Here is a 20,656-nt window from a genome sequence, read left to right on the forward strand (position 1 = left end):
AAGATATCCTCATCGCTTGTGTTGATGGGCTAAAAGGATTTCCTGATGCGATTAATACCGTTTACCCTGATACGCAAATTCAGCTCTGCATTGTCCATATGGTGCGTAATTCATTGAAGTTTGTGCCATGGAAAGACTACAAAGCTATCACAGCTGATTTAAAACGTATTTACCAATCCGTCACTGAAGATGACGCTTTGTTGTCACTTGAACAATTTGAACAGTGCTGGGATAGCAAATACCCCAACATATCGCGCTCGTGGCGTAACAACTGGCAAAACGTCAGTACGCTATTTAATTACCCTGAGGATATACGCAAAGCAATTTATACCACGAACGCTATTGAGTCACTGAACAGTGTTATTCGTAAAGCGATTAAAAAGCGTAAGTTATTTCCGCATGATGATTCAGCGAAGAAAGTTATCTATTTGGCGATTGAGCAAGCATCTAAAAAATGGACGATGCCGATAAGAAATTGGAAAACGGCCTTGAATCGATTTATGATTGAATTCGAAGACCGTTTGAAAGATGTTATTTAAACTTGGCAGTTACACAAAATGTGTTACAGGGTCTTTTTGACGCATAAAATTTGGAACATGAAATCCAATAACCATATTCATTAACCTTTAGTGGTAATAGTGGAGTTTTATTTAAACAATTTTATTTATGAAAAAATATTCCTAACCTAATTAACTAGGATTTAAAAAATTATAAATTATTTTGTTTTTTATAGAAACCCCACTTTTCCCACTATGGTTAAAATAATTAATTTATAGCTATTGGTTCTCTTGTGGTTAATTCTTTATAAACCTCATATCCATTATACATACTTGAACTATGCCCCTGTTCAGCCATAAAACCTTTAAAGACTTTCTTGCTATACGGCTTACGCTTTGTTTTAAGGCACCACGTAGAATAATGTTCATACGAAGCACTAATTCTTATTGGATCATCTTTCACATCTGTCCGAATAGTTAATATTGAATCATTATCATGTAACCAACCAATCACACTATTACTTTCTTTTTTCCACTCTCTTAAGCACACTTTATGCTGATCACTCAGGTAAAGCCCATTAGTTAGATAATCTTTAACCCCATCAATTAACCAGCCTAAAATAGCTGGCAATTCATTATCACAAATCTTACTAATTAAGTTAGGATCTCTTTCTGGTTGTGACTTTGCGTGTATAAAATCAATAATCGCCCAGCGCCTATAAAACCCATCTGTTTGATCTCTAGTTGTCATATAAAAATTACCATTAAACCAGTTACCAGAATCAGGTGAAAAAGAAAAAACTTTGCCGTAAGGTTCACGAGCATTAATGGTATCGCCAGCAATAATACTTTTAAAATGATCTGAAGGTATTGGTTTATCTTTCGATATTTCAGGTACTAAATTTAAAAGCTTTCCGGCTAACTCTGCTTTTTTGTAATCTTCATCAAACTCTAAAGGACTAATATTTGATATATACTGTCTAGGTACAATTTTCTCTAATATCTTTAAAACAGTAGATTTACCGCTTCCAGCAACACCTTTTAAAAAACATGCTTTTTGTTCTTTATATTGCAAGCCAAAAACAGCTAACCCAAAAAACTGCTGTAGTTGCCTTATTTGATCATCATAAGTTTCACCGAACGTATGTTTCAACATTGATAAGAATAAAGAGGGAGTGGAATCAAAATCAGGAACAACTTTTAACCTGAATCTCATTCTGTTTTCAGGGCTAGGTTTTTGTAATTCAACTTTGTTATTGTTAACGGTATAAATACCTTCAGATGTAACAATTCCTTTAGTCGATTTTTCAAAAAATGATGGTTGCTCAATAATGTCATAACAAATACTTGTTATACCTTTATAGTCCGAGACTCGCGAACATCGTGTTTCGTCATTAAACTGATTTGATATATCTAAGCTTACTTTGTTTAAATCTTTAGACTCAAAAATCCCTTTTTCATTACTATATAGCCATAATTTACCGTACTCAGCAATTATGTTTTTTTCTTGGGCGTTATGTGTGTAAAGCTTTGCCATATCTCCGTGAGTCAAAGCTTTAGGCTTACTAGCTTTATTAAAAGCTCTTACATGAGATTTGATTTCAGTTAGTGTTATACCTGTTAAATGGCTTAATGACCGCCTGTATTTATCGACACTCAAGTGAGATGATGTGCTGATAAATTTTATACATAAATTATACAATTCATCATTATCTGGCGACTCCTTTAATGCATTTAAAGCAAGATCAAAAGTTGGATAAGCTCCTTCAAATGGTAATAACCCTTCGCTTATGTTAACGGCTGTATCAACCCTATTAGCGAGTTTATACTTTAATGATTGATTGTGTTCCCAACCACCAGTTGGTTCAGGTACTTCACCACATTCACGTAAAAATGATGCAGCAGCAGTACGACAACCAACAGCGTTATTACCGTAGCGATAACCACGCTCAGTATATTTATACAGTTTAGATATGCGTTCTTGCTCACTATAAGGTGGTTGAATACGGTCATTATAATGTTCCCACATCATTTGCTGCGCTTCTGCTAACGGTATGCCTAAATCTTTACCCATTGCAGCAGCACGTAAAACACCGTATGAACGTCCATTACCTTTTACAGCAGGGTCTGCCTGAAACTTTAACCACGTTTTAAAGCGCTCACGATAGATAGGTAAGTCATTATATTCATCACCTTCCATCAGTGCTGATTTAGTCTCACACCATTGATCAAAGTCGGTAAGTTTTTCACCTGATAATTTAAAACCAGTTTCAAACTCGTCAACCGTGTAAGCAGGTTTATCAGCTTCAATTTTAACGATGTTATACATCATAGGGTTGAGGTGATTTTTACAGTTGTAGGAACCAGCAACACGTACAACACGACTTGGATCGAACACTTGTCTATCAGTACCTAAATAAACAGCAGCACGTTTTTGACAGCGTTTAAATATGTCATCAGTAACCATACCGCTAACGCGCCAATAACAGTGTGAATGTGTTGCATCACGTTGTGTTATTAAATGTGGTTCAAGTGGTAAATCACCGATAACAGTATTATCAAAGTCGGCAAATACGAAACTATAACCACGTATATTTTCTAATGCGCGGCCATTACCATCGGTTCTATTTAATGTACAGTAAATACCATAATTGTAGGGTTTAACTCCTTTAAAAAAGTCGATTGCATCTTGTAATCGTGCATGGAAAGTTACAGGGTTATTATAAGTATCAGCGCTCGTTTGACTATCATGGAAAACTTGCCAACAAACGTTAGCTTCTTCATCACCATGTAATAGCTTGATAAACGGACGAGCCTGACTTTCATCAAAATTATTCATATTATTTATCTTGCTTACACAAGCCATATCTAACAATATGGCTTGTGCTAATCAGCTTATTTTAAGGATTCAAGGAATGGTTTAGCATCTACGAATGATGCATTTTCAGGAGTTTTCATCTTGGCTTGTTCAGGATTTAATAACAAAAACTCCTGATAACTATTAACCAAATTAACAAGATGTTGCGAACTTACATTCAGATAGTCTGCTTGATGAAGAAAATATAGCATCGCACTAAGTCTATTTTTATCAAGCTGCAGAAATTCTCTAGTTAATTTCCCTCTGACCACCAGTAACGTAGGTATACAATCCAAAATTATCAGTCGATGTTTTTTGGGAGATATTTTTTTAAGTGAAATACCATCTATGAGTTCCATTATTCACCTCCCTTAGTCACACTGCTGGAAACTATTTGTTCAGGGAGTGAATTGGAAAGCCATAAGCCAAATAGTGGAACACATACATACATTCGCTTACCTACAATGCGAACGCATTGCGATAAACCTTGATGTTCTTCTCGTTTCCACATGAGGTATTTAAGCTGTGAATAATCGAATTGTTCATATTTCTCGGGTAATTCTTTTAATGGTCTCCAGTTTTTTAAATCAGTAACATATTTTGTAAGGTCAAAATCATTAAGTTTGAGTTCAATATTGGTCATAGTCGCCTCGTTAAAGTGATCGCAGTTATTTGCGGGTTAACGAGGATAGAATTACTTATTGTATTTTTATTATCTAAAGTAATGACTGTACAATAATCAACCAGCGCACAAATAAAAACTATCTAATCTTAGCTTCGTTACTGCTCAACCCTTTAATTTTGTCATATTTAGGTACTAATGTTTTTTCTATGTATTCAGCTAAATCTTCAAAATGATGATATTGTGTTTTATATTTTCCTAAATAAATTTTTGCCACAACTTTACTTGCTTTAGCTCGACTAAGTTTATCATCAACCATGAAACGGTAAACTTGTTTATATATTTCATAATCTTCTTCCCTAAAGTATGCAATACTGCCCCCTTTAGGGGGGGTATATAAATATTTTCGCGCCTCTTTAGAGTTTATAAACGACTTAAGTGGTTCAATTTCAGTTAAGTACCCTTCACCATTATCTATTATGTTCTGTAATGTCTCTTTACCACTTTTTATTTGTTTTATTGCTTCCAACGCATCTAACATATGCTGATTTTTGTATTTTTTTTGTAAAGCCTGAAATGCTCCAATTCCTATTTCCTCATCTGATTTTGAAAAATTTTCTAGCCAAAACTTACTCCACTGTGGGGGGGTTATTAAAAATATTTTTGGTAAATGATCTAAAGATTGATATGTAAATCCTTCGATATTGGCTTTTATGTTCATTATTTCTAAAGAACTTAAATCCCTAGAACCAAATGAATTTTCTAAATCAACAGGGTGAAAGCTGAAACTTTGCGTGTATTTTTTGCCATTCCAGCTGTAAATAAGTACAAATTCATTGTGTTTAATATTTTCCATGACCATTAATTAATCCCTCCCATCACATTATTAATAACTTGTGATTTATACTCTGTAGATAAGTGAATATAGCGTTTAGTTACGTCTAAGGTTTTATGACCTAATATATCGGCAATTTGTCCTATCTGCACATTAGCCATTGCTAAATAACTTGCAGCAGTATGTCGTAAGTCATGAAACTTAAAATTTTCAATTTGTGCTTGTTTTAATGCTTGTCTCCATGCTCCATCAAAATTTTTAAAATAGGCATTCATTTTTGACGGGTGGTTAAATATATAATTACAACCAACTTCTCTGAATTTTAGTAATTCATTCAATACATCATTAGTTAAAGGTAAAACTCTAGGTTCGCCATTTTTACTAGTTTCTACAAGAGCATTATTATTTTTAAAATCAATATCTGACCACTTCAGCTTAATTAAATCTCCTCTCCTAGCTCCTGTTGTTAAAGCCAATAAAACGAGCAAATAAAGCTTATTCCAATATGATTTTTTACTAACCTTTAATAATTCGATTCTTTCTTTTTGAGATAAATATCTACACCGTGCATTATCTTCCCTTTGCTGCTTAACCTCTCTAGCTGGGTTTTGCGATATATCATATTGATCCCTTAAATATGTATACACTGAGCTAATAGCTGCTTTATATCTATTAAGTGAAGCTGGCGAGTATCCTTTAGCGGTTAACTTATTCATTCCTGCTTTCACATGTGAACGATTAAACTTCCCGACAGTGAGTGAGCCATAATTATCCAACCAAAAACTAAGTCGAAGCTTCATGCTTGGACATTTACCTTGGTATTGGGTAATAAACTCTTCAATTGATTGCTTAATAGTATGTGAGGTAAGTATGTTATCTGTTAAAGCATTTGATAAATTATCATTAACAGTTAATTGAGCTAAAAATAATTCAGCTTCTTTTTTGCGAGAAAAAACTTTACCTATGCGCTTTCCATTTTTCATGAATTGCACACGATAACGCTTTCCGGATTGACGGTTTAGAACTTGTATAGAGGCCATGTTATTCTCCTATTGCACATATTTGCACATATTAGTTATGAATAACCACGACACTTTGAGAGACTTTTTAGTTTTAATTCCCTCTAACCCTTTGACCAAAAAGGATAAAAAGAATGGTACCGGTGGGCGGACTCGAACCGCCACGCATTGCTGCAACGGATTTTGAATCCGTCGTGTATACCAATTTCACCACACCGGCAGAATTTGTAATATTAAGCTAAAGCTTATTAAGTGGCTGGAATTATACGAGAATAACGCAGCTAAGCAACAACTTTTATAGCTTGTAAACTTAACTGGTGAATGTTTAGTCAACTTTACGCTGCAAAACTTCAATTAACCAAGCTTTCGCCGTATCACTATCTTCAAAAAACTGATGTTGTATATTTGCGCAGCGATAGATGTCCGAAAGTATTTTCTGCGTTATGACCTTACTTGTGCACTTTGACATATCCAGCGCTATCGCCAGTACAGATCTTGTTTTAGCATACTCGGTATGAAACGCTATTGCTTCTTTTACCGGTATTGCATCGCCAATAAGAGTTAAACAAACAACATATCGCTGATTTGGTATTTGTGCTATTAGATTCGGCATCTCAAGATGCAATTGTTGAAAGTACTCCATATTCCAGGGGCCCGTGCTTTCCACGTAAACAATATTATTATCTAACCATATGTTATGTTTGCCATGAGAAGACAAATTTGCCATCAGTATTTCGCCTTAAATTTATCCCTAATTCAGGTTGTTTAACATTAGCACCTAATGTCAATTAACTCTAAAACATTACGTTTTAAAGGGGAATAGTTAATTTAATCTTATTCTTTGTTACACTAGCGCCAATTTCATTTTAGGGTACAGAGTTGTGACTGATAATTTTCCTCGTGCAGGCTTTCGACGTCGTTTTGGTTCTTGGGTTTATGATGTTTTATTATCAATTGCGGTTTATATGGCGGCCGGTGCTGTCAGTTTTATTATTTTCGCACTACTTGTTGATATAGGGATTGTTAATCGCAATGGCGAAGAACATGTTATTTCTATTCTCCAAAACTCTTGGTTTTATACTTCATTAAATGAAGCTTGGAAGCTAGCTTGGGTAAGTTTTTTCTTTGTTTATTTTTGGGCACGCAGTGGTCAAACATTAGGAATGCGAGCTTGGCGCTTAAGAGTTCAAAACCAAAATGGTGGTTTAATTTCGAAAAAAACGGGCATAAAACGTTTGTTACCAACCTTGTTAGGTTTAGGTAATTTATGGGTGATTTTTGATCGAAAAAACAAACTGAGCTTACAAGATAAATGTACGAATACCGAAGTGGTGTTGTTATCGTTAGAGGCGAACAAAGGTGCTAACTGGAGTAACGGAGAATAAATAAAGCCGATAAAAATTAACGGCTTTATTTGGCTAATTCGCTAAGTTGTACGTTTATTAATAAAATAAAGTGCAATAGCCACCACTAACACACTCGGCATTATCGCTCCTAGAACCGGTGGTAATTGATAAACCAAGCTCATTGAGCCCATGGCTTGGTTTAATATATGAAAACCTAAGCCAGTTACTACCCCCATCATGATTCTAGCGCCCATTGACATTGACCGTAATGGCCCAAAAATAAACGACAAGGCTAACAATAACATCACAGCAACGGTGATCGGCTGCATTACCTTACGCCAAAAGGCTAACAAATAACGGCTTGGGTCTTGTTCATTTGCTTTTAAATAATCTAAATAATCAATTAAACCAGCAATTGACAGTGACTCTGGCTTAACGGTTACCACACCTAATTTGTCTGGTGTTAAAGAAGAAGCCCACAATTGTACATCAACTTCTGATTTAATTATTTGCTGCTCAGTGATTTCTGTATTTACCACATCATAAATTTGCCAAGTATTGCCTAAATACTTAGCTTCACTGGCAGAAGTCCAACTGGCAAGTTTGAGGTTTTGATCAAAGCGATAAATTTGCACATCAATCAAAGCACCTTTCGATTTTACTTCGCCAATGTGAACAAAGTAGTCACCATCTTTTGCCCACACCCCACTATCAGAAGAAATTAAGCTACCGCCTGAAATAGCTTGGGCACGAATTTCTCGGGCTTTTTCTTCGCCTACCGGTGCAAACCATTCGCCAATAATCATGCTAAAGATAATTAACACTACGGATGTTTTCATCACCGATTTAATAATATTTAAACGTGACAACCCCGCCGCTTGCATTACCACTAATTCGCTATTACTGGCCATCATGCCTAAGCCAATTAAGCCACCTATTAAGGCTGCCATAGGAAAGAATATTTCAATATCACGCGGAATAGCATAAAACACATAAAGCGCCGCATGGCTTAATTCATAACTGCCACGGCCAACCGTTTTCATTTGTTCAACAAACTTAATAATACCGCTAACGCTGACAAATACCGCTAAGGTAATAAAGGTTGTCGACGCTAAAATTCTGCCAATGTATAAGTCAAGAATCTTCACGTGTTGTCACCTTTTTTACGTTTAACTTTCGCTTTAATTTTTTTACCACTGCTACGTTCTTGCATTATTAAAGTAATCCCTAACACTAACGCAACAAAATGAATCGGCCATAAGCCTACACCACTTGGCACCGCACCACTTTCAATACTTGAGCGCATGGCGGTAAGTAATAAAAAATAACCTAAAAATAACAATAATGCGGGTAACATTTTGGCAAACTTACCTTGGCGTGGGTTCACCACACTTAACGGCACTGCAATTAAGGTTAGAATTAAACAAGCAATTGGAAAAGCAAAACGCCAATGAATAGCTGCACGTGATTCGGGTAAATCTTCGTTAAATAGCTGTTCCGTAGGTAATGCACTTAATTTACGGCGCGTATGTTCGACTTTCTTTTCTTGTATTTCAATATGATATTTGCCAAACGACACCGCTCTAAATTCACCATTACTGGCATCACTTTGATAACGGTAGCCATTTTCCATAGTTAGTTTTTGTGCGCCAGATTCATCTTCTTTTACTTGCCCTTTTTCAGCATATACTAAGCTTGAATTAATCACTGACTGTTCATTACCATCGCGATCAGGTAACTGGGCAACAAATACTTTTGATAATTCATTGGTATTTCGAGTTTTGTCATGAACAAAAACCACCGCTTTATCATTACCGGTTTTTTGAAACCTACCTGCAACTAAAGAGCTTAACCCAGAGTCAGCCGCCAATTCTGCTTTAACTTGTACTTCATAATCAGCCGCTAATGGCGATAAATATAAAGTAAATAATCCGGTTAAAAGCGCGGTTAGGAAACTTAATATCAAGGTGATCCGAACGATGTACCACTCACTCACACCACAAGCATGCAATACCGTCATTTCACTATCGGCATAAATACGGCCATACGCTAATAAAACCCCTAAAAACATACTTAACGGCATTAACATACCAGCAAGTTCAGGCGCTTTTAAGCCAATAAACACCATCACTAAATTACCGGGAATACCACCTTCTGAGGCATCACCTAAAATACTGACAAACTTCTGACTAATAAAAATAGTCATCAAAACAAAAAACACGGCGAACTGTGTTTTAGCTACTTCTAACAATAAATAGCGAGAGAGGATCACGAATTATATCCTTGGAGACTTTGAGAAAATTGTAGCGAAAGAATTCGTAGATAGATTACACAAAACATAGTTTTTTTCTGGTATAAGGCTGATTTTTGAGTAAACTGGTCATTTTTATACATAAATAAAATGTAAAGCCCATAGGTAATCTAAACGAATACGGCTATAATTATAGCCTTTAGCGTTGAATGTATGCTACTAAGCATATCGATAATTTAATTATTTTACCAAGCTTACGTCAGAAAAAGTACCGTTTATTGCAATAGGAGAGCTCATGGAGTTCAGTGTAAAAAGTGGCAGCCCAGAAAAACAAAGAAGCGCCTGCATTGTAGTTGGGGTTTTTGAACCTCGTCGTCTATCAGCAATTGCTGAGCAATTAGATGAAATCAGTGGTGGTTATATTAGTAACCTTTTACGTCGTGGTGACTTAGAAGGTAAATCAGGGCAAATGTTACTTTTGCATCATGTTCCTAATATTTTAAGTGAACGTGTGTTATTAGTTGGCTGTGGCAAAGAACGTGAATTAGATGAACGTCAATATCGCCAAATTATCAGCAAAACTATCAATACCTTAAATGAAACCGGCTCAATGGAAGCGGTTTGTTTTCTGTCTGAATTACATGTTAAAGGCCGTGATACTTATTGGAAAGTGCGTCAAGCCGTAGAAGCAACGCACGACTGTTTATATAGTTTCAACAGTTTAAAAACCCGCAAACAAGAGCCGCGCCGCCCATTACGAAAAATGGTATTAAACGTACCTACTCGCCGTGAATTACCTATTGGTGAACGTGCTATCGCTCATGGGTTAGCAGTATCTGAAGGCATTACTACCTGTAAAAACGTAGCTAACATGCCACCTAACATTTGTAATCCGGCCTATTTAGCAGAGCAAGCCAAAATATTAGCGGATGAATATGAAAACATTAGCACCGAAGTTTTAGGTGAAAACGAAATGGAAGCCCTTAATATGGGTTCCTATTTAGCGGTCGGTCGTGGTTCAGCGAATGAATCTATGATGAGCATTATTAAGTATAACGGTGCTAACAACGACAGCGCCCCCATTGTTCTAGTTGGTAAAGGTTTAACCTTCGACAGTGGTGGTATTTCATTAAAACCCGGCGCTGGCATGGACGAAATGAAATACGACATGGGTGGTGCAGCTAGTGTTTTAGGTGCTATGCATGCCTTAGCAGAATTACAATTACCGGTTAATGTGATTGGTGTTTTAGCTGGGTGTGAAAACATGCCTAGTAGTAAAGCGTATCGCCCAGGTGATATCTTAACCACGATGTCAGGACAAACGGTTGAAGTATTAAATACCGACGCTGAAGGCCGTTTAGTATTATGTGATGCGTTAACTTATGTTGAACGTTTTGAACCAGAATCCGTTATTGATGTTGCTACTTTAACTGGCGCTTGTATTGTTGCTTTAGGTAGTCATGCCTCAGGTTTAATGAGCACACATAACCCACTTGCTCATGAGTTATTAAATGCTTCAGAGCAAAGTGGCGACAGAGCATGGCGCTTACCGTTATGGGAAGAATATCAAGAGCAGCTTGAAAGCCCATTTGCAGACTTTACTAACTTAGGTGGTAAAGGTGCTGGCACTATTACTGCTGCTGCCTTTTTATCTCGTTTTACTAAAAAATATCACTGGGCGCATTTAGATATTGCCGGTACAGCGTGGCGTAGTGGTGGTAAAACCAAAGGTTCAACTGGCCGTCCGGTTAGTATGTTAACGCAGTTTTTACTGAATCGTTCAGGCGTTGAGCAAGGCGAAGCCTAACCTAATATTTATTGACACTAGGTAATTAAACACATGCAAACACAGGTAATGTTCTACTTATTACCCGAAGAGTCTAGCGAAGAAACAATGGCAACTGCTCATTTGTTTCAAGCTTGTTTGCACGCCAGTGTTTGTTATCGCAACAATCAACGTGTTTATATTCACACGGATGATCAACAAAGTGCCCATGCCATTGATGAAATGTTATGGGGCTTTGAACCTGACAGTTTTGTGCCTCACAATTTAGTAGGTGAAGGCCCAACACAGGGGGCACCGGTTGAAATTGGCTACCAAATACCAAAAAACCGCCGTCCATTCCTTATTAATTTAGCCAGCCAAATACCAAGTTTTGCTGGTAATTATTCACATATTATAGATTTTGTGCCCGCTGAAACGTTATTAAAACAGCAAGCTCGTGAGCGCTTTAAGCAATACCGACAAGCCGGTTTTCATATCGAAACTCAAGCAATTGAAACAGCGAAAACAACATCTACTGAGCAACCATAAGTAAGTACCCATGGAAAAAACATTTAATCCTTCTGACATCGAAAACTCTCTTTACCAAACGTGGGAAGAAAAAGGTTACTTTAGCCCAACTGGCGACGGTGACGGCTACTGTATTGCTATTCCACCACCGAATGTGACTGGTAGCTTGCATATGGGACATGCTTTTCAACAAACCATTATGGACACCTTAATTCGTTATCAACGTATGCAAGGTAAAAGTACGCTGTGGCAAACCGGTACCGATCACGCAGGTATTGCCACTCAAATGGTGGTTGAACGTAAAATTGCTGCTGAAGAAGACAAAACTCGCCATGATTATGGTCGTGATGCTTTTATCGACAAAGTATGGGAATGGAAAGAAGAATCAGGTGGTGCTATTGGTAAACAAATGCGCCGCTTGGGTAACTCAATTGATTGGTCGCGTGAACGCTTTACTATGGATGACGGCATGTCGGCCGCAGTACAAGAAGTGTTTGTACGGTTATTTGAAGATGACTTAATTTATCGCGGCAAGCGTTTAGTTAACTGGGATCCTAAATTCCATACCGCTATTTCTGATCTAGAAGTTGAAAACAAAGACAAAAAGGGTCACATGTGGCACTTACGCTATCCGCTAGCTGATGGTGCAAAAACTGCTGAAGGCAAAGACTATTTAGTGGTTGCCACGACTCGCCCAGAAACCATGTTAGGCGATACCGGCGTTGCCGTTAACCCTGAAGACCCTCGTTATAAAGACTTAATTGGTAAAAATATTTTATTACCTTTAGTTAATCGTTTAATTCCTATTGTTGGTGATGAACATGCCGATATGGAAAAAGGCACAGGTTGTGTAAAAATCACCCCTGCTCACGACTTCAACGATAACGAAGTAGGTAAACGCTGTGGTTTACCAATGATCAATATTTTCGATCAAGACGCTGCTATTTTAGCGCAAGCGGAAGTTTACACCACTAATGGTGAACCATCAGATGTTTATGATGCTAGCTTACCTGCTGATTTAGTAGGGCTTGATCGCTTTGACGCTCGTAAAGCCATTGTTGAACAATTTGACCAAGCTGGCTTATTAGTTGAAGTAAAAGATCATGATTTAGTAGCACCTTATGGTGACAGATCTGGTGTGATCATTGAGCCACTATTAACCGACCAATGGTATGTAAGAGTTGAAAAGTTAGCTAAACCTGCCATTGAAGCCGTTGAAAATGGCGATATTGAGTTTGTACCAAAACAATATGAAAACATGTACTTTGCTTGGATGCGTGACGTGCAAGACTGGTGTATTTCTCGTCAACTTTGGTGGGGACATCGTATTCCGGCTTGGTATGACGAAAACGGTAACGTTTTTGTTGGCAGAACTGAAGAAGAAGTTCGTGCTAATAATGACATTCCTGCCGACATGCCACTTCGTCAAGATGAAGATGTACTCGATACATGGTTTTCGTCTGCCCTTTGGACATTCTCAACATTAGGCTGGCCTAATGAAGAAGAAATGATGAAAAAATTCCATTCTACTGACGTGTTAGTAACGGGTTTTGATATTATTTTCTTCTGGGTTGCTCGTATGATCATGATGACCATGCATTTCATTAAAGATGAAAATGGCAAACCGCAAGTACCATTCAAACAAGTGTATGTTACCGGACTAATTCGTGATGAAAATGGCGATAAAATGTCAAAATCTAAGGGTAATGTTATTGACCCATTAGATATGATTGATGGTATTTCATTAGACGATTTATTAGAAAAACGTACTGGTAATATGATGCAGCCACAATTGGCGGCCAAAATTACTAAATTAACCAAAAAAGAATTTCCTGAAGGTATTGAAGCACATGGTACTGACGCTCTGCGCTTTACCCTTTCAGCATTAGCCTCAACTGGCCGTGATGTTAGTTGGGATATGAAACGCTTAGACGGCTATCGTAATTTCTGTAACAAGCTATGGAATGCGAGTCGTTATGTATTAATGAACACTGAAGATCAAGATTGTGGCCGCTCTTCATCGAAAGAAAGTGGCGGCGAACTAGAATTTTCATTAGCAGATCGCTGGATCCAAGCACAGTTCCAAAAAACCGTAAAAACCGTACATGAATCATTTGCTAACTTCCGTTTTGATTTAGCCTCACAAGCTTTATATGAGTTTACCTGGAATCAATTCTGTGACTGGTATTTAGAATTAACTAAGCCGGTATTATTTAAAGGTAATGAAGCGCAACAGCGTGGCACACGTTACACCCTAGTATCAACGTTAGAAGCGTTATTACGTTTAATGCATCCAATCATGCCATACATTACCGAAACCATTTGGCAACGTGTTGTACCGTTAACCTCGTTTGAGAAAAACGGCGACAGCATTATGATCCAAAGCTTTCCACAATATAATGCCGAACAAGTTGATCAAACCGCGATTAATGATTTGGAATGGGTAAAACAATTTATTATTGCTATTCGTAATATCCGTGGTGAAATGGATATTGCCCCAAGTAAACCATTACCAGTGTTGCTAAAAAATGTTTCTGATGAAGATAAACGTCGTTTAGCTGACAACGAGCAGTTTTTAAGTGCCTTAGCAAAACTTGAAGCAATAAGTGTATTAGCCGATAACGAAGAAGGTCCTGCCTCAGCCACGGCCGTTATTGGTGATATGTCGGTACTTATTCCAATGGCCGGTTTAATTGATAAAGACGCGGAACTTGCTCGTTTATCTAAAGCCATTGAAAAACTTGAAAAAGATGTACAGCGTACTGAAGGTAAATTAAGTAACGAAAAATTTGTTAGTAAAGCACCTGCGGCGGTAATTGATAAAGAAAAAGCGAAATTAGCAGAAGCTCAATCAACATTAACTAAAATGATTGAACAAAAAGCACAAATTGCGGCTTTATAACTTACAAGTACACTTTTAAAACAAAAGTAGATTAAATATCAAGCAAACCTGATAAAAAGCAGCTTCTAGCTGCTTTTTTTATAAATTTAAGAAATATGTAATAAATAATTGTTAAAAAGAGAGCATCTAGATTATTTGTGTGGTAATCTAGCTTCGCGTTGAGTTTTTGCGTTTCGGATGAAGGTCTAGTCAACTTGTTGACCACCCCTTACGCGCTAGTGTTATTGGATACCTTCCTCTGTCTGTACTTTTGGGTAGAGGGCATTTACTCCGTGAAAAACAATGGTACTTATTTTCATTTAGAAAATTAGGCCGCAATTTAAATTTAAGATATATGGATAAATGTAATGTCTGATACAGTTAATGGTAAAGTAAAATTTTTCAACGAATCTAAAGGTTTTGGTTTCATCGAGCAAGAAAACGGCCCTGACGTTTTCGTTCACTTCTCTGCAATTACTGGTGCTGGTTTCCGTACTTTAACAGACGGTCAAGCAGTATCTTTTTCAGTTAAGCAAGGCCAAAAAGGTCCTGAAGCTGAAAACGTAACAGCTTTATAATAGTTTTTAACTATTAGTGAGAAAGAGGACTTTATGTCCTCTTTTTTTATCTCTAATTTTTATCAATATCAAATCAACATCCACGCTAAAGCCATATTCTCGCTATAAATTTTTACAAAATTCTATATAAGCTGCTCAATCAAACCTTAATTAATACCTGTTTTTCCGCTACACTCTACTAATATGATTCGTTTACCTAGCTACTAATTAGGACTTTCATTGAGAAAACTTCGCTTGCTATTCATTAAAACTTGGTTGTTAACCGCTTTATTGCTGTGCTTTTCTGTACAAGCAATTAATGCTGTTACCCCTTGTGCTATGCAGCATTTTTCCAGTCCTCAAACAACAGTCGACTTTGATGTTATGCCCTGTCATCAAATGCAAACTGACACAATGCCAATGGCTAACGATTCAGAAAATAATACACAATGCGATAACTGTCAGTGTTGCCATGTTTTATTTTCCCACAATCCTTTATTCACGCTCGAAATAAACAGCCATTTACGCGAGCAAAATATTAACTCTTTTGTTAAACCACTATTGTTACCAGCTGCACTCAGTAGCTTATACCGCCCTCCGATATCACTCTACACTTCTTAGCATAGATCCGTCTAAAAATTGGTAATGATGCCAATTTGATTACATTTATCGTTTTTTAAGTAGAGGTTATCGTCGTGAAAACATTCACTGTCGTTATAATGACTTTATTTGCCTTATGCCTTGGGGCATTCGGTAGTTATTATTTTTTATCAGCACAACAAACATCATCCACCACTCAACAAACTGAGCAAGAAAAACAGCCGTTATATTGGGTTGCCCCGATGGATCCCAATTTTCGCCGTGACCAGCCGGGGCTATCGCCTATGGGGATGGAGCTTGTGCCGGTTTATAAAGAAGAAAAAAATACGCCTGAACAAATTGACGGTGCCGTTAACATCTCCGCACAAGTTAGCAGCCAACTCAATGTAAAAACAACACAGGTGCAACATATGCGGTGGCAAGAGTCGATCACAAGTTTTGCGCAATTAACCTATGATGAAGAAAAAATGGTGCATTTACATAGCCGAGTCGCCGGTTGGATAGAAACCTTGTATGTAAAAAGCCAAGGCCAAAAGGTGCGTGCTGGTGAGCCTTTATATACTTTTTACTCACCTGAATTAGCCCATGCCCAAGAAGAATTAGTACTCGCGCTTAAAAGCCAAGATCAACGCTTGATCCAAGGCGCTGAAAAAAAGTTAAAGTCGCTATATGTACCGCAAGTAAATATAGATAATATTAAAAAGCATAAAAAAGTGTTAGCGGTGATCACGTATTATGCGCCAAGCTCAGGCTATGTTGAGCACCTCAACATTCGACAAGGTATGTACGTAAAGCCTGAAACTCAAATGTTATCAATCAGCGCAATGGATTCTTTATGGTTAATAGCTGAAGTATTTGAAAGCCAAATAGAAAAAATCAGCCTTGGCATGCCAGCAAGTTTCACCTTAGACGGTTACCCGCAACAAGTGTTTAATACAAGGGTAGATTACGTTTACCCAAGTTTATTAAGTAATAATCGTTTAGCTAAAGTTAGGTTACGAGTTGATAACACAGCCGAGTTGTTCCGACCAAACATGCAAGCCAAAGTTAATTTCATTCAACAAGACCAGCAACCAAGTTTAGTGGTGCCTGCCAACAGTGTTATCCGCACGGGTAACAGCGAACGCATTGTGATCCAAGCCGATGATCAGCAATTTATTAGCAAAAACATTAAGGTCGCCAGCTATCACCAAGGGTTAGCAAAAGTCATTTCAGGGTTAACAGGAGATGAAATTATTGTCACCTCCGGCCAATTCTTAATTGATAGTCAAGCCAATATCGAGCAGTCGTTAAACCGTTTAGAGCCGGCCAACAATTCCCTTGAGCATGAAATGAGTCATACCCCTGAAAAAAATGCTTTGCCTTGGGTTACGGGTGTTATCACCGAGCTTGATCATGAAAATAACCAGCTAACCATTTCACACCAAGCTATTGAACAATGGCAACAACCAGCAATGACCATGACATTTAGCTTATCGCATCAATTACACCAACAAGATGCTATTGCCAACTATCAAGTCAATAACCAAATCAGCTTTACCTTTACCCGACACGATAACTATTTTGTGATTGAAGAAATACGTTTAGCCAACGGTGGGCATGATCATGATTAATCGTATTATTGCATGGTCTGTTCATAATCGGGTTTTAGTGATTTTACTTAGCGTATTACTGACCGCTGCGGGATTAGTCTCATTAAAAAATACTGCCGTTGATGCAATACCCGATTTATCTGACGTACAGGTTATCATTAAAACCTCTTACCCAGGGCAATCAGCTGAAGTGGTTGAGCAGCAAGTTACTTACCCATTAACCAATGCCATGTTGTCAGTACCCAAAACGAAAACCGTGCGAGGGTTTTCATTTTTTGGTGATTCTTACATTTATATTATTTTTGAAGATGACACCGACATGTATTGGGCAAGAAGCCGCGTTTTAGAATATCTGAACCAAGTTAATAGCCAACTACCTAGTAGCGCTAAATCAAGTTTAGGACCTGATGCGACGGGAGTGGGCTGGGTTTATTTATATGCTTTAATCAATAAAAATACCGTGAGTGACTCTGCCGAATCAGAATTAAAACAACACGATTTAAGTGAACTTACTAGCTTACAAAATTGGTATTTAAAACCTGAATTACAGTCAGTTGCTGGAGTTTCCGAAATAGCAACTTTAGGAGGCATGGCAAAACAATATCAGGTAACGATTGATCCCTTTAAACTTCGACAATATCAAGTTCCGCTAAGCCATGTCATCAATGCAATCAAGCAAAGCAATCAAACCATTGGTGCTGCCGTAGTTGAAATGGCTGAAGCCGAATATATTGTCACCAGTGAACATTACCTCGCAAGTATTGAAGACATTCAAAATATCGCCATTGGTATCAGTAGAACTAACACCAACACCACCAGTACTAGCACCACAGCTATTTTTCTAAAAGATATTGCCGAAGTTAAATTAACTAACCAAATGCGCCGTGGCATTGCTGAATTTAACGGTTTAGGTGAAGCTGTTGCTGGCATTGTTGTGATGCGCTTTGGTGAAAATGCTCAGCAAGTCATTAAAAATGTTGAAGCTAAATTAGCAAAATTAAAACAAGGCTTACCTGACGGAGTTGAGCTAGTTACTGTATATAATCGCGCTAATTTAATTGATAATGCGATCAATAACTTAACCGACAAGCTCAGTGAAGAATTATTTATTGTTAGCTTGGTGTGTTTATTATTTCTTTGGCATTTACCTTCTGCCATCGTTGCCGTAGTCAGCTTACCTCTTGGTATTCTCAGTGCTTTTATTATCATGCAGTGGCAAGGTATTAACGCCAACATTATGTCATTAGCCGGTATTGCCATTGCCATTGGTGCAATGACCGACGGTGCGATTGTGATGATCGAAAATTACCATAAACACTTAAGTCGCTTTAACGAAAGCCATCCTAATAACAAGCTCGAAGAAGAAAAGCGTTGGCAGTTGTTGTTAACCTCAACTCAAGAAGTTGGCCCAGCGTTATTTTTCAGTTTGCTGATTATCACGATCAGTTTTTTACCTGTGTTTATGTTAGAAGCACAAGAAGGTCGCTTGTTTGCCCCACTCGCTTATACCAAAACTTTTGCTATGGCAGCTTCAGCAGGTTTAGCCATTAGTTTGATCCCCGTATTAATGGGCTACTTGATCAGAGGGAAAATTCGCTCTGAAAAACAAAACCCCATCAACCAAGCCTTTATTGCACTTTATCAGCCATTATTAGGTTTATGTTTGCGGATGCCTAAAACCGTCATCGGTACTGCCATCATCTTAGTTTTGGTCAGTTATTATCCGCTAAACAAGTTAAGCAATGAATTTATGCCAGAATTAGACGAAGGCGATATTATGTATATGCCAACTACTTACCCTGCTATTTCTATTGCTAAAGCACAAGAACTGCTACAACAAACCAATAAATTGATAAAAACTATTCCTGAAGTTGAAACTGTATTAGGAAAAATTGGCCGTGCAGAAACTGCAACCGATCCCGCCCCTTTAACCATGATCGAAAGTTTTATTCATTTAAAGCCACAATCTCAATGGCGCGAAGGCATGACAAAACAGAAACTTATGGCGGAACTTGAACAATTAATTAAGTTTCCAGGCCTTAGTAATGCTTGGGTAATGCCAATAAAAACCCGCATTGATATGTTAGCCACCGGTATTAAAACCTCATTAGGTTTACGATTATTAGGGGAGGATCTAAGTGTTTTAAACACCTTGTCTGAGCAAATTGAACAATTGTTATTACAAGAGCCAAGCACCCGTTCAGTTTATGCTGAACAAACCGTTAGCGGTCGTTATCTTGACATTTCACTTGATGATATAAAATTGGCGAATTATGGGATTAATGCGCAAGAAGTACAGCAAGTTATTGCTCATGCCATTGGTGGTAATGTGCTAACTCAAACCGTTGAAGGCTTAGCAAGATACCCTATTTCTCTGCGTTTTTATCAAGATTTCCGTTCATCACCAGAAGCCATTGAACAATTGTTTTTTACCTCATCAAAAGGCGATATTATTCAATTAGCCGATATTGCAACCATTGCGATAAAACAAGGCCCAGCCATGATCAAGAGCGAAAATGCGCGCTTAACAGCAACCTTATTGATCGAGCCAAACCATGACGATATAAGCGCTTATATTGAACAGATTGAGCAACACATTAGCGAGCACATCACTTTGCCTGCTGGCTATAATTACCAATGGGCGGGACAATATGAGTATCAACAACGAGTTGCGAATAAATTACAATTGGTGATCCCACTAACATTAATATTAATTGTGATTTTACTTTACCTTAATTTTAAAAAAATGCGTGATGTGCTGCTGATTTTAACCACCTTACCTTTTGCCCTCATTGGCGGCTTTTGGTTGATGTACTTATTAGATTTTAAATTTTCAATTGCGGTCGCAGTTGGATTTATTGCTCTTGCTGGTGTGGCTATCGAGCTAGGAGTGATCATGATCGTCTATTTAAAACAGGCAATTATTGATGCTCAGCAAGACCTTAAGCCAAACCAAAACAGTGAACTAGTAAGGTTAAACTCAGCCGACTTAAGACAAGCAATAACTAACGGCGCAGCAAAACGCATTCGAGCAATTCTCATGACAGTTACCACCATAATCATAGGCTTAATCCCCATATTAACCAGCGAGGGTACAGGTTCAGAAATTATGAGTAGAATTGCCGCGCCTATGGTTGGCGGTATGCTCAGTGCCTTGATATTAACTTTGTTTGTATTACCCTGTGTTTATTTAATGCTCTATAAACCAAATAAATGCTAAGTACTAAACATACTCATTAATATTTAGGTGACGATAATTTAAGCAGAACAGAGCATTGTTCTAAGCTCAATTCTGCTTATTTTATT

17 protein-coding genes and 1 tRNA gene are annotated in these 20,656 nt (G+C 37.7%); 9 read left to right on the top strand and 9 right to left on the bottom strand.

All coding sequences use genetic code 11. From position 1 onward, the window contains the following. A partial coding sequence (locus ACSLUO_RS12720) for an IS256 family transposase (RefSeq protein WP_448248965.1) occupies positions 1-539 on the top strand: 539 nt, incomplete at its 5' end. Positions 540-765: 226 nt separating this feature from the next. On the opposite strand, the gene ACSLUO_RS12725 is transcribed toward ACSLUO_RS12720, so the two are convergent. From ACSLUO_RS12725 to ACSLUO_RS12755, 7 genes are all read right to left on the bottom strand, one after another. Then, complete coding sequence (locus ACSLUO_RS12725; protein WP_448248966.1) at positions 766-3,336, bottom strand: DNA primase family protein; 2,571 nt, start codon at positions 3,334-3,336, stop codon at positions 766-768. 56 nt (positions 3,337-3,392) lie between these two features. Next, positions 3,393-3,713 (bottom strand): hypothetical protein, encoded by a 321-nt coding sequence (locus ACSLUO_RS12730; protein ID WP_448248967.1) that lies wholly within the window; start codon positions 3,711-3,713, stop codon positions 3,393-3,395. Next, positions 3,713-3,997: a hypothetical protein gene (locus ACSLUO_RS12735; protein WP_448248969.1), complete on the bottom strand. Its 285-nt coding sequence runs from the start codon at positions 3,995-3,997 to the stop codon at positions 3,713-3,715. Before ACSLUO_RS12735 ends, ACSLUO_RS12730 begins: the two co-directional genes overlap by 1 nt. 118 nt (positions 3,998-4,115) lie before the next feature. After that, entirely contained in the window at positions 4,116-4,832 is a 717-nt protein-coding gene (locus ACSLUO_RS12740; protein ID WP_448248971.1) for a hypothetical protein, read from the bottom strand. Positions 4,833-4,837: 5 nt separating this feature from the next. Continuing rightward, positions 4,838-5,851, bottom strand: a complete 1,014-nt coding sequence (locus ACSLUO_RS12745; protein ID WP_448248973.1) for a tyrosine-type recombinase/integrase — start codon at positions 5,849-5,851, stop codon at positions 4,838-4,840. Between the two features lie 114 nt (positions 5,852-5,965). Further along, positions 5,966-6,050, bottom strand: a tRNA-Leu gene (locus tag ACSLUO_RS12750). 105 nt (positions 6,051-6,155) lie between these two features. After that, positions 6,156-6,557: a hypothetical protein gene (locus tag ACSLUO_RS12755; protein ID WP_448248975.1), complete on the bottom strand. Its 402-nt coding sequence runs from the start codon at positions 6,555-6,557 to the stop codon at positions 6,156-6,158. A 154-nt stretch (positions 6,558-6,711) separates the two neighbouring features. Here ACSLUO_RS12755 and ACSLUO_RS12760 point away from each other — a divergent pair, with 154 nt between their 5' ends. Then, positions 6,712-7,215: an RDD family protein gene (locus tag ACSLUO_RS12760; RefSeq protein ID WP_448248977.1), complete on the top strand. Its 504-nt coding sequence runs from the start codon at positions 6,712-6,714 to the stop codon at positions 7,213-7,215. Between the two features lie 41 nt (positions 7,216-7,256). On the opposite strand, the gene lptG is transcribed toward ACSLUO_RS12760, so the two are convergent. Beyond that, positions 7,257-8,324 carry an LPS export ABC transporter permease LptG gene (gene lptG, locus ACSLUO_RS12765; RefSeq protein ID WP_448248978.1) on the bottom strand — a complete coding sequence of 356 codons (1,068 nt, stop codon included), beginning with the start codon at positions 8,322-8,324 and terminating at the stop codon, positions 7,257-7,259. Next, positions 8,321-9,448 (bottom strand): LPS export ABC transporter permease LptF, encoded by a 1,128-nt coding sequence (gene lptF / locus ACSLUO_RS12770; RefSeq protein WP_448248979.1) that lies wholly within the window; start codon positions 9,446-9,448, stop codon positions 8,321-8,323. Before lptF ends, lptG begins: the two co-directional genes overlap by 4 nt. Before the next feature lie 274 nt (positions 9,449-9,722). Here lptF and pepA point away from each other — a divergent pair, with 274 nt between their 5' ends. The 7 genes from pepA (at position 9,723) to ACSLUO_RS12805 (ending at position 20,570) form a co-directional block, all read left to right on the top strand. Continuing rightward, the gene (gene pepA / locus ACSLUO_RS12775) at positions 9,723-11,234 is read left to right on the top strand and encodes a leucyl aminopeptidase (protein ID WP_448248981.1); all 1,512 of its coding nucleotides are present in this window, start codon (positions 9,723-9,725) and stop codon (positions 11,232-11,234) included. A 33-nt stretch (positions 11,235-11,267) separates the two neighbouring features. Beyond that, positions 11,268-11,741, top strand: a complete 474-nt coding sequence (locus ACSLUO_RS12780) for a DNA polymerase III subunit chi (protein ID WP_448248983.1) — start codon at positions 11,268-11,270, stop codon at positions 11,739-11,741. A gap of 10 nt (positions 11,742-11,751) precedes the next feature. Then, entirely contained in the window at positions 11,752-14,622 is a 2,871-nt protein-coding gene (locus ACSLUO_RS12785; RefSeq protein WP_448248985.1) for a valine--tRNA ligase, read from the top strand. 347 nt (positions 14,623-14,969) lie between these two features. Further along, positions 14,970-15,179, top strand: a complete 210-nt coding sequence (locus ACSLUO_RS12790; RefSeq protein ID WP_448248987.1) for a cold-shock protein — start codon at positions 14,970-14,972, stop codon at positions 15,177-15,179. A gap of 219 nt (positions 15,180-15,398) precedes the next feature. After that, the gene (locus tag ACSLUO_RS12795; protein WP_448248989.1) at positions 15,399-15,779 is read left to right on the top strand and encodes a hypothetical protein; all 381 of its coding nucleotides are present in this window, start codon (positions 15,399-15,401) and stop codon (positions 15,777-15,779) included. A 74-nt stretch (positions 15,780-15,853) separates the two neighbouring features. After that, the gene (locus ACSLUO_RS12800; RefSeq protein ID WP_448248991.1) at positions 15,854-17,371 is read left to right on the top strand and encodes an efflux RND transporter periplasmic adaptor subunit; all 1,518 of its coding nucleotides are present in this window, start codon (positions 15,854-15,856) and stop codon (positions 17,369-17,371) included. Continuing rightward, positions 17,364-20,570, top strand: a complete 3,207-nt coding sequence (locus ACSLUO_RS12805) for an efflux RND transporter permease subunit (protein ID WP_448248993.1) — start codon at positions 17,364-17,366, stop codon at positions 20,568-20,570. The genes ACSLUO_RS12800 and ACSLUO_RS12805 overlap by 8 nt, the downstream gene beginning before the upstream one ends. Positions 20,571-20,656 lie beyond the last annotated feature (86 nt).

The organism is Thalassotalea agariperforans, assembly GCF_053470345.1.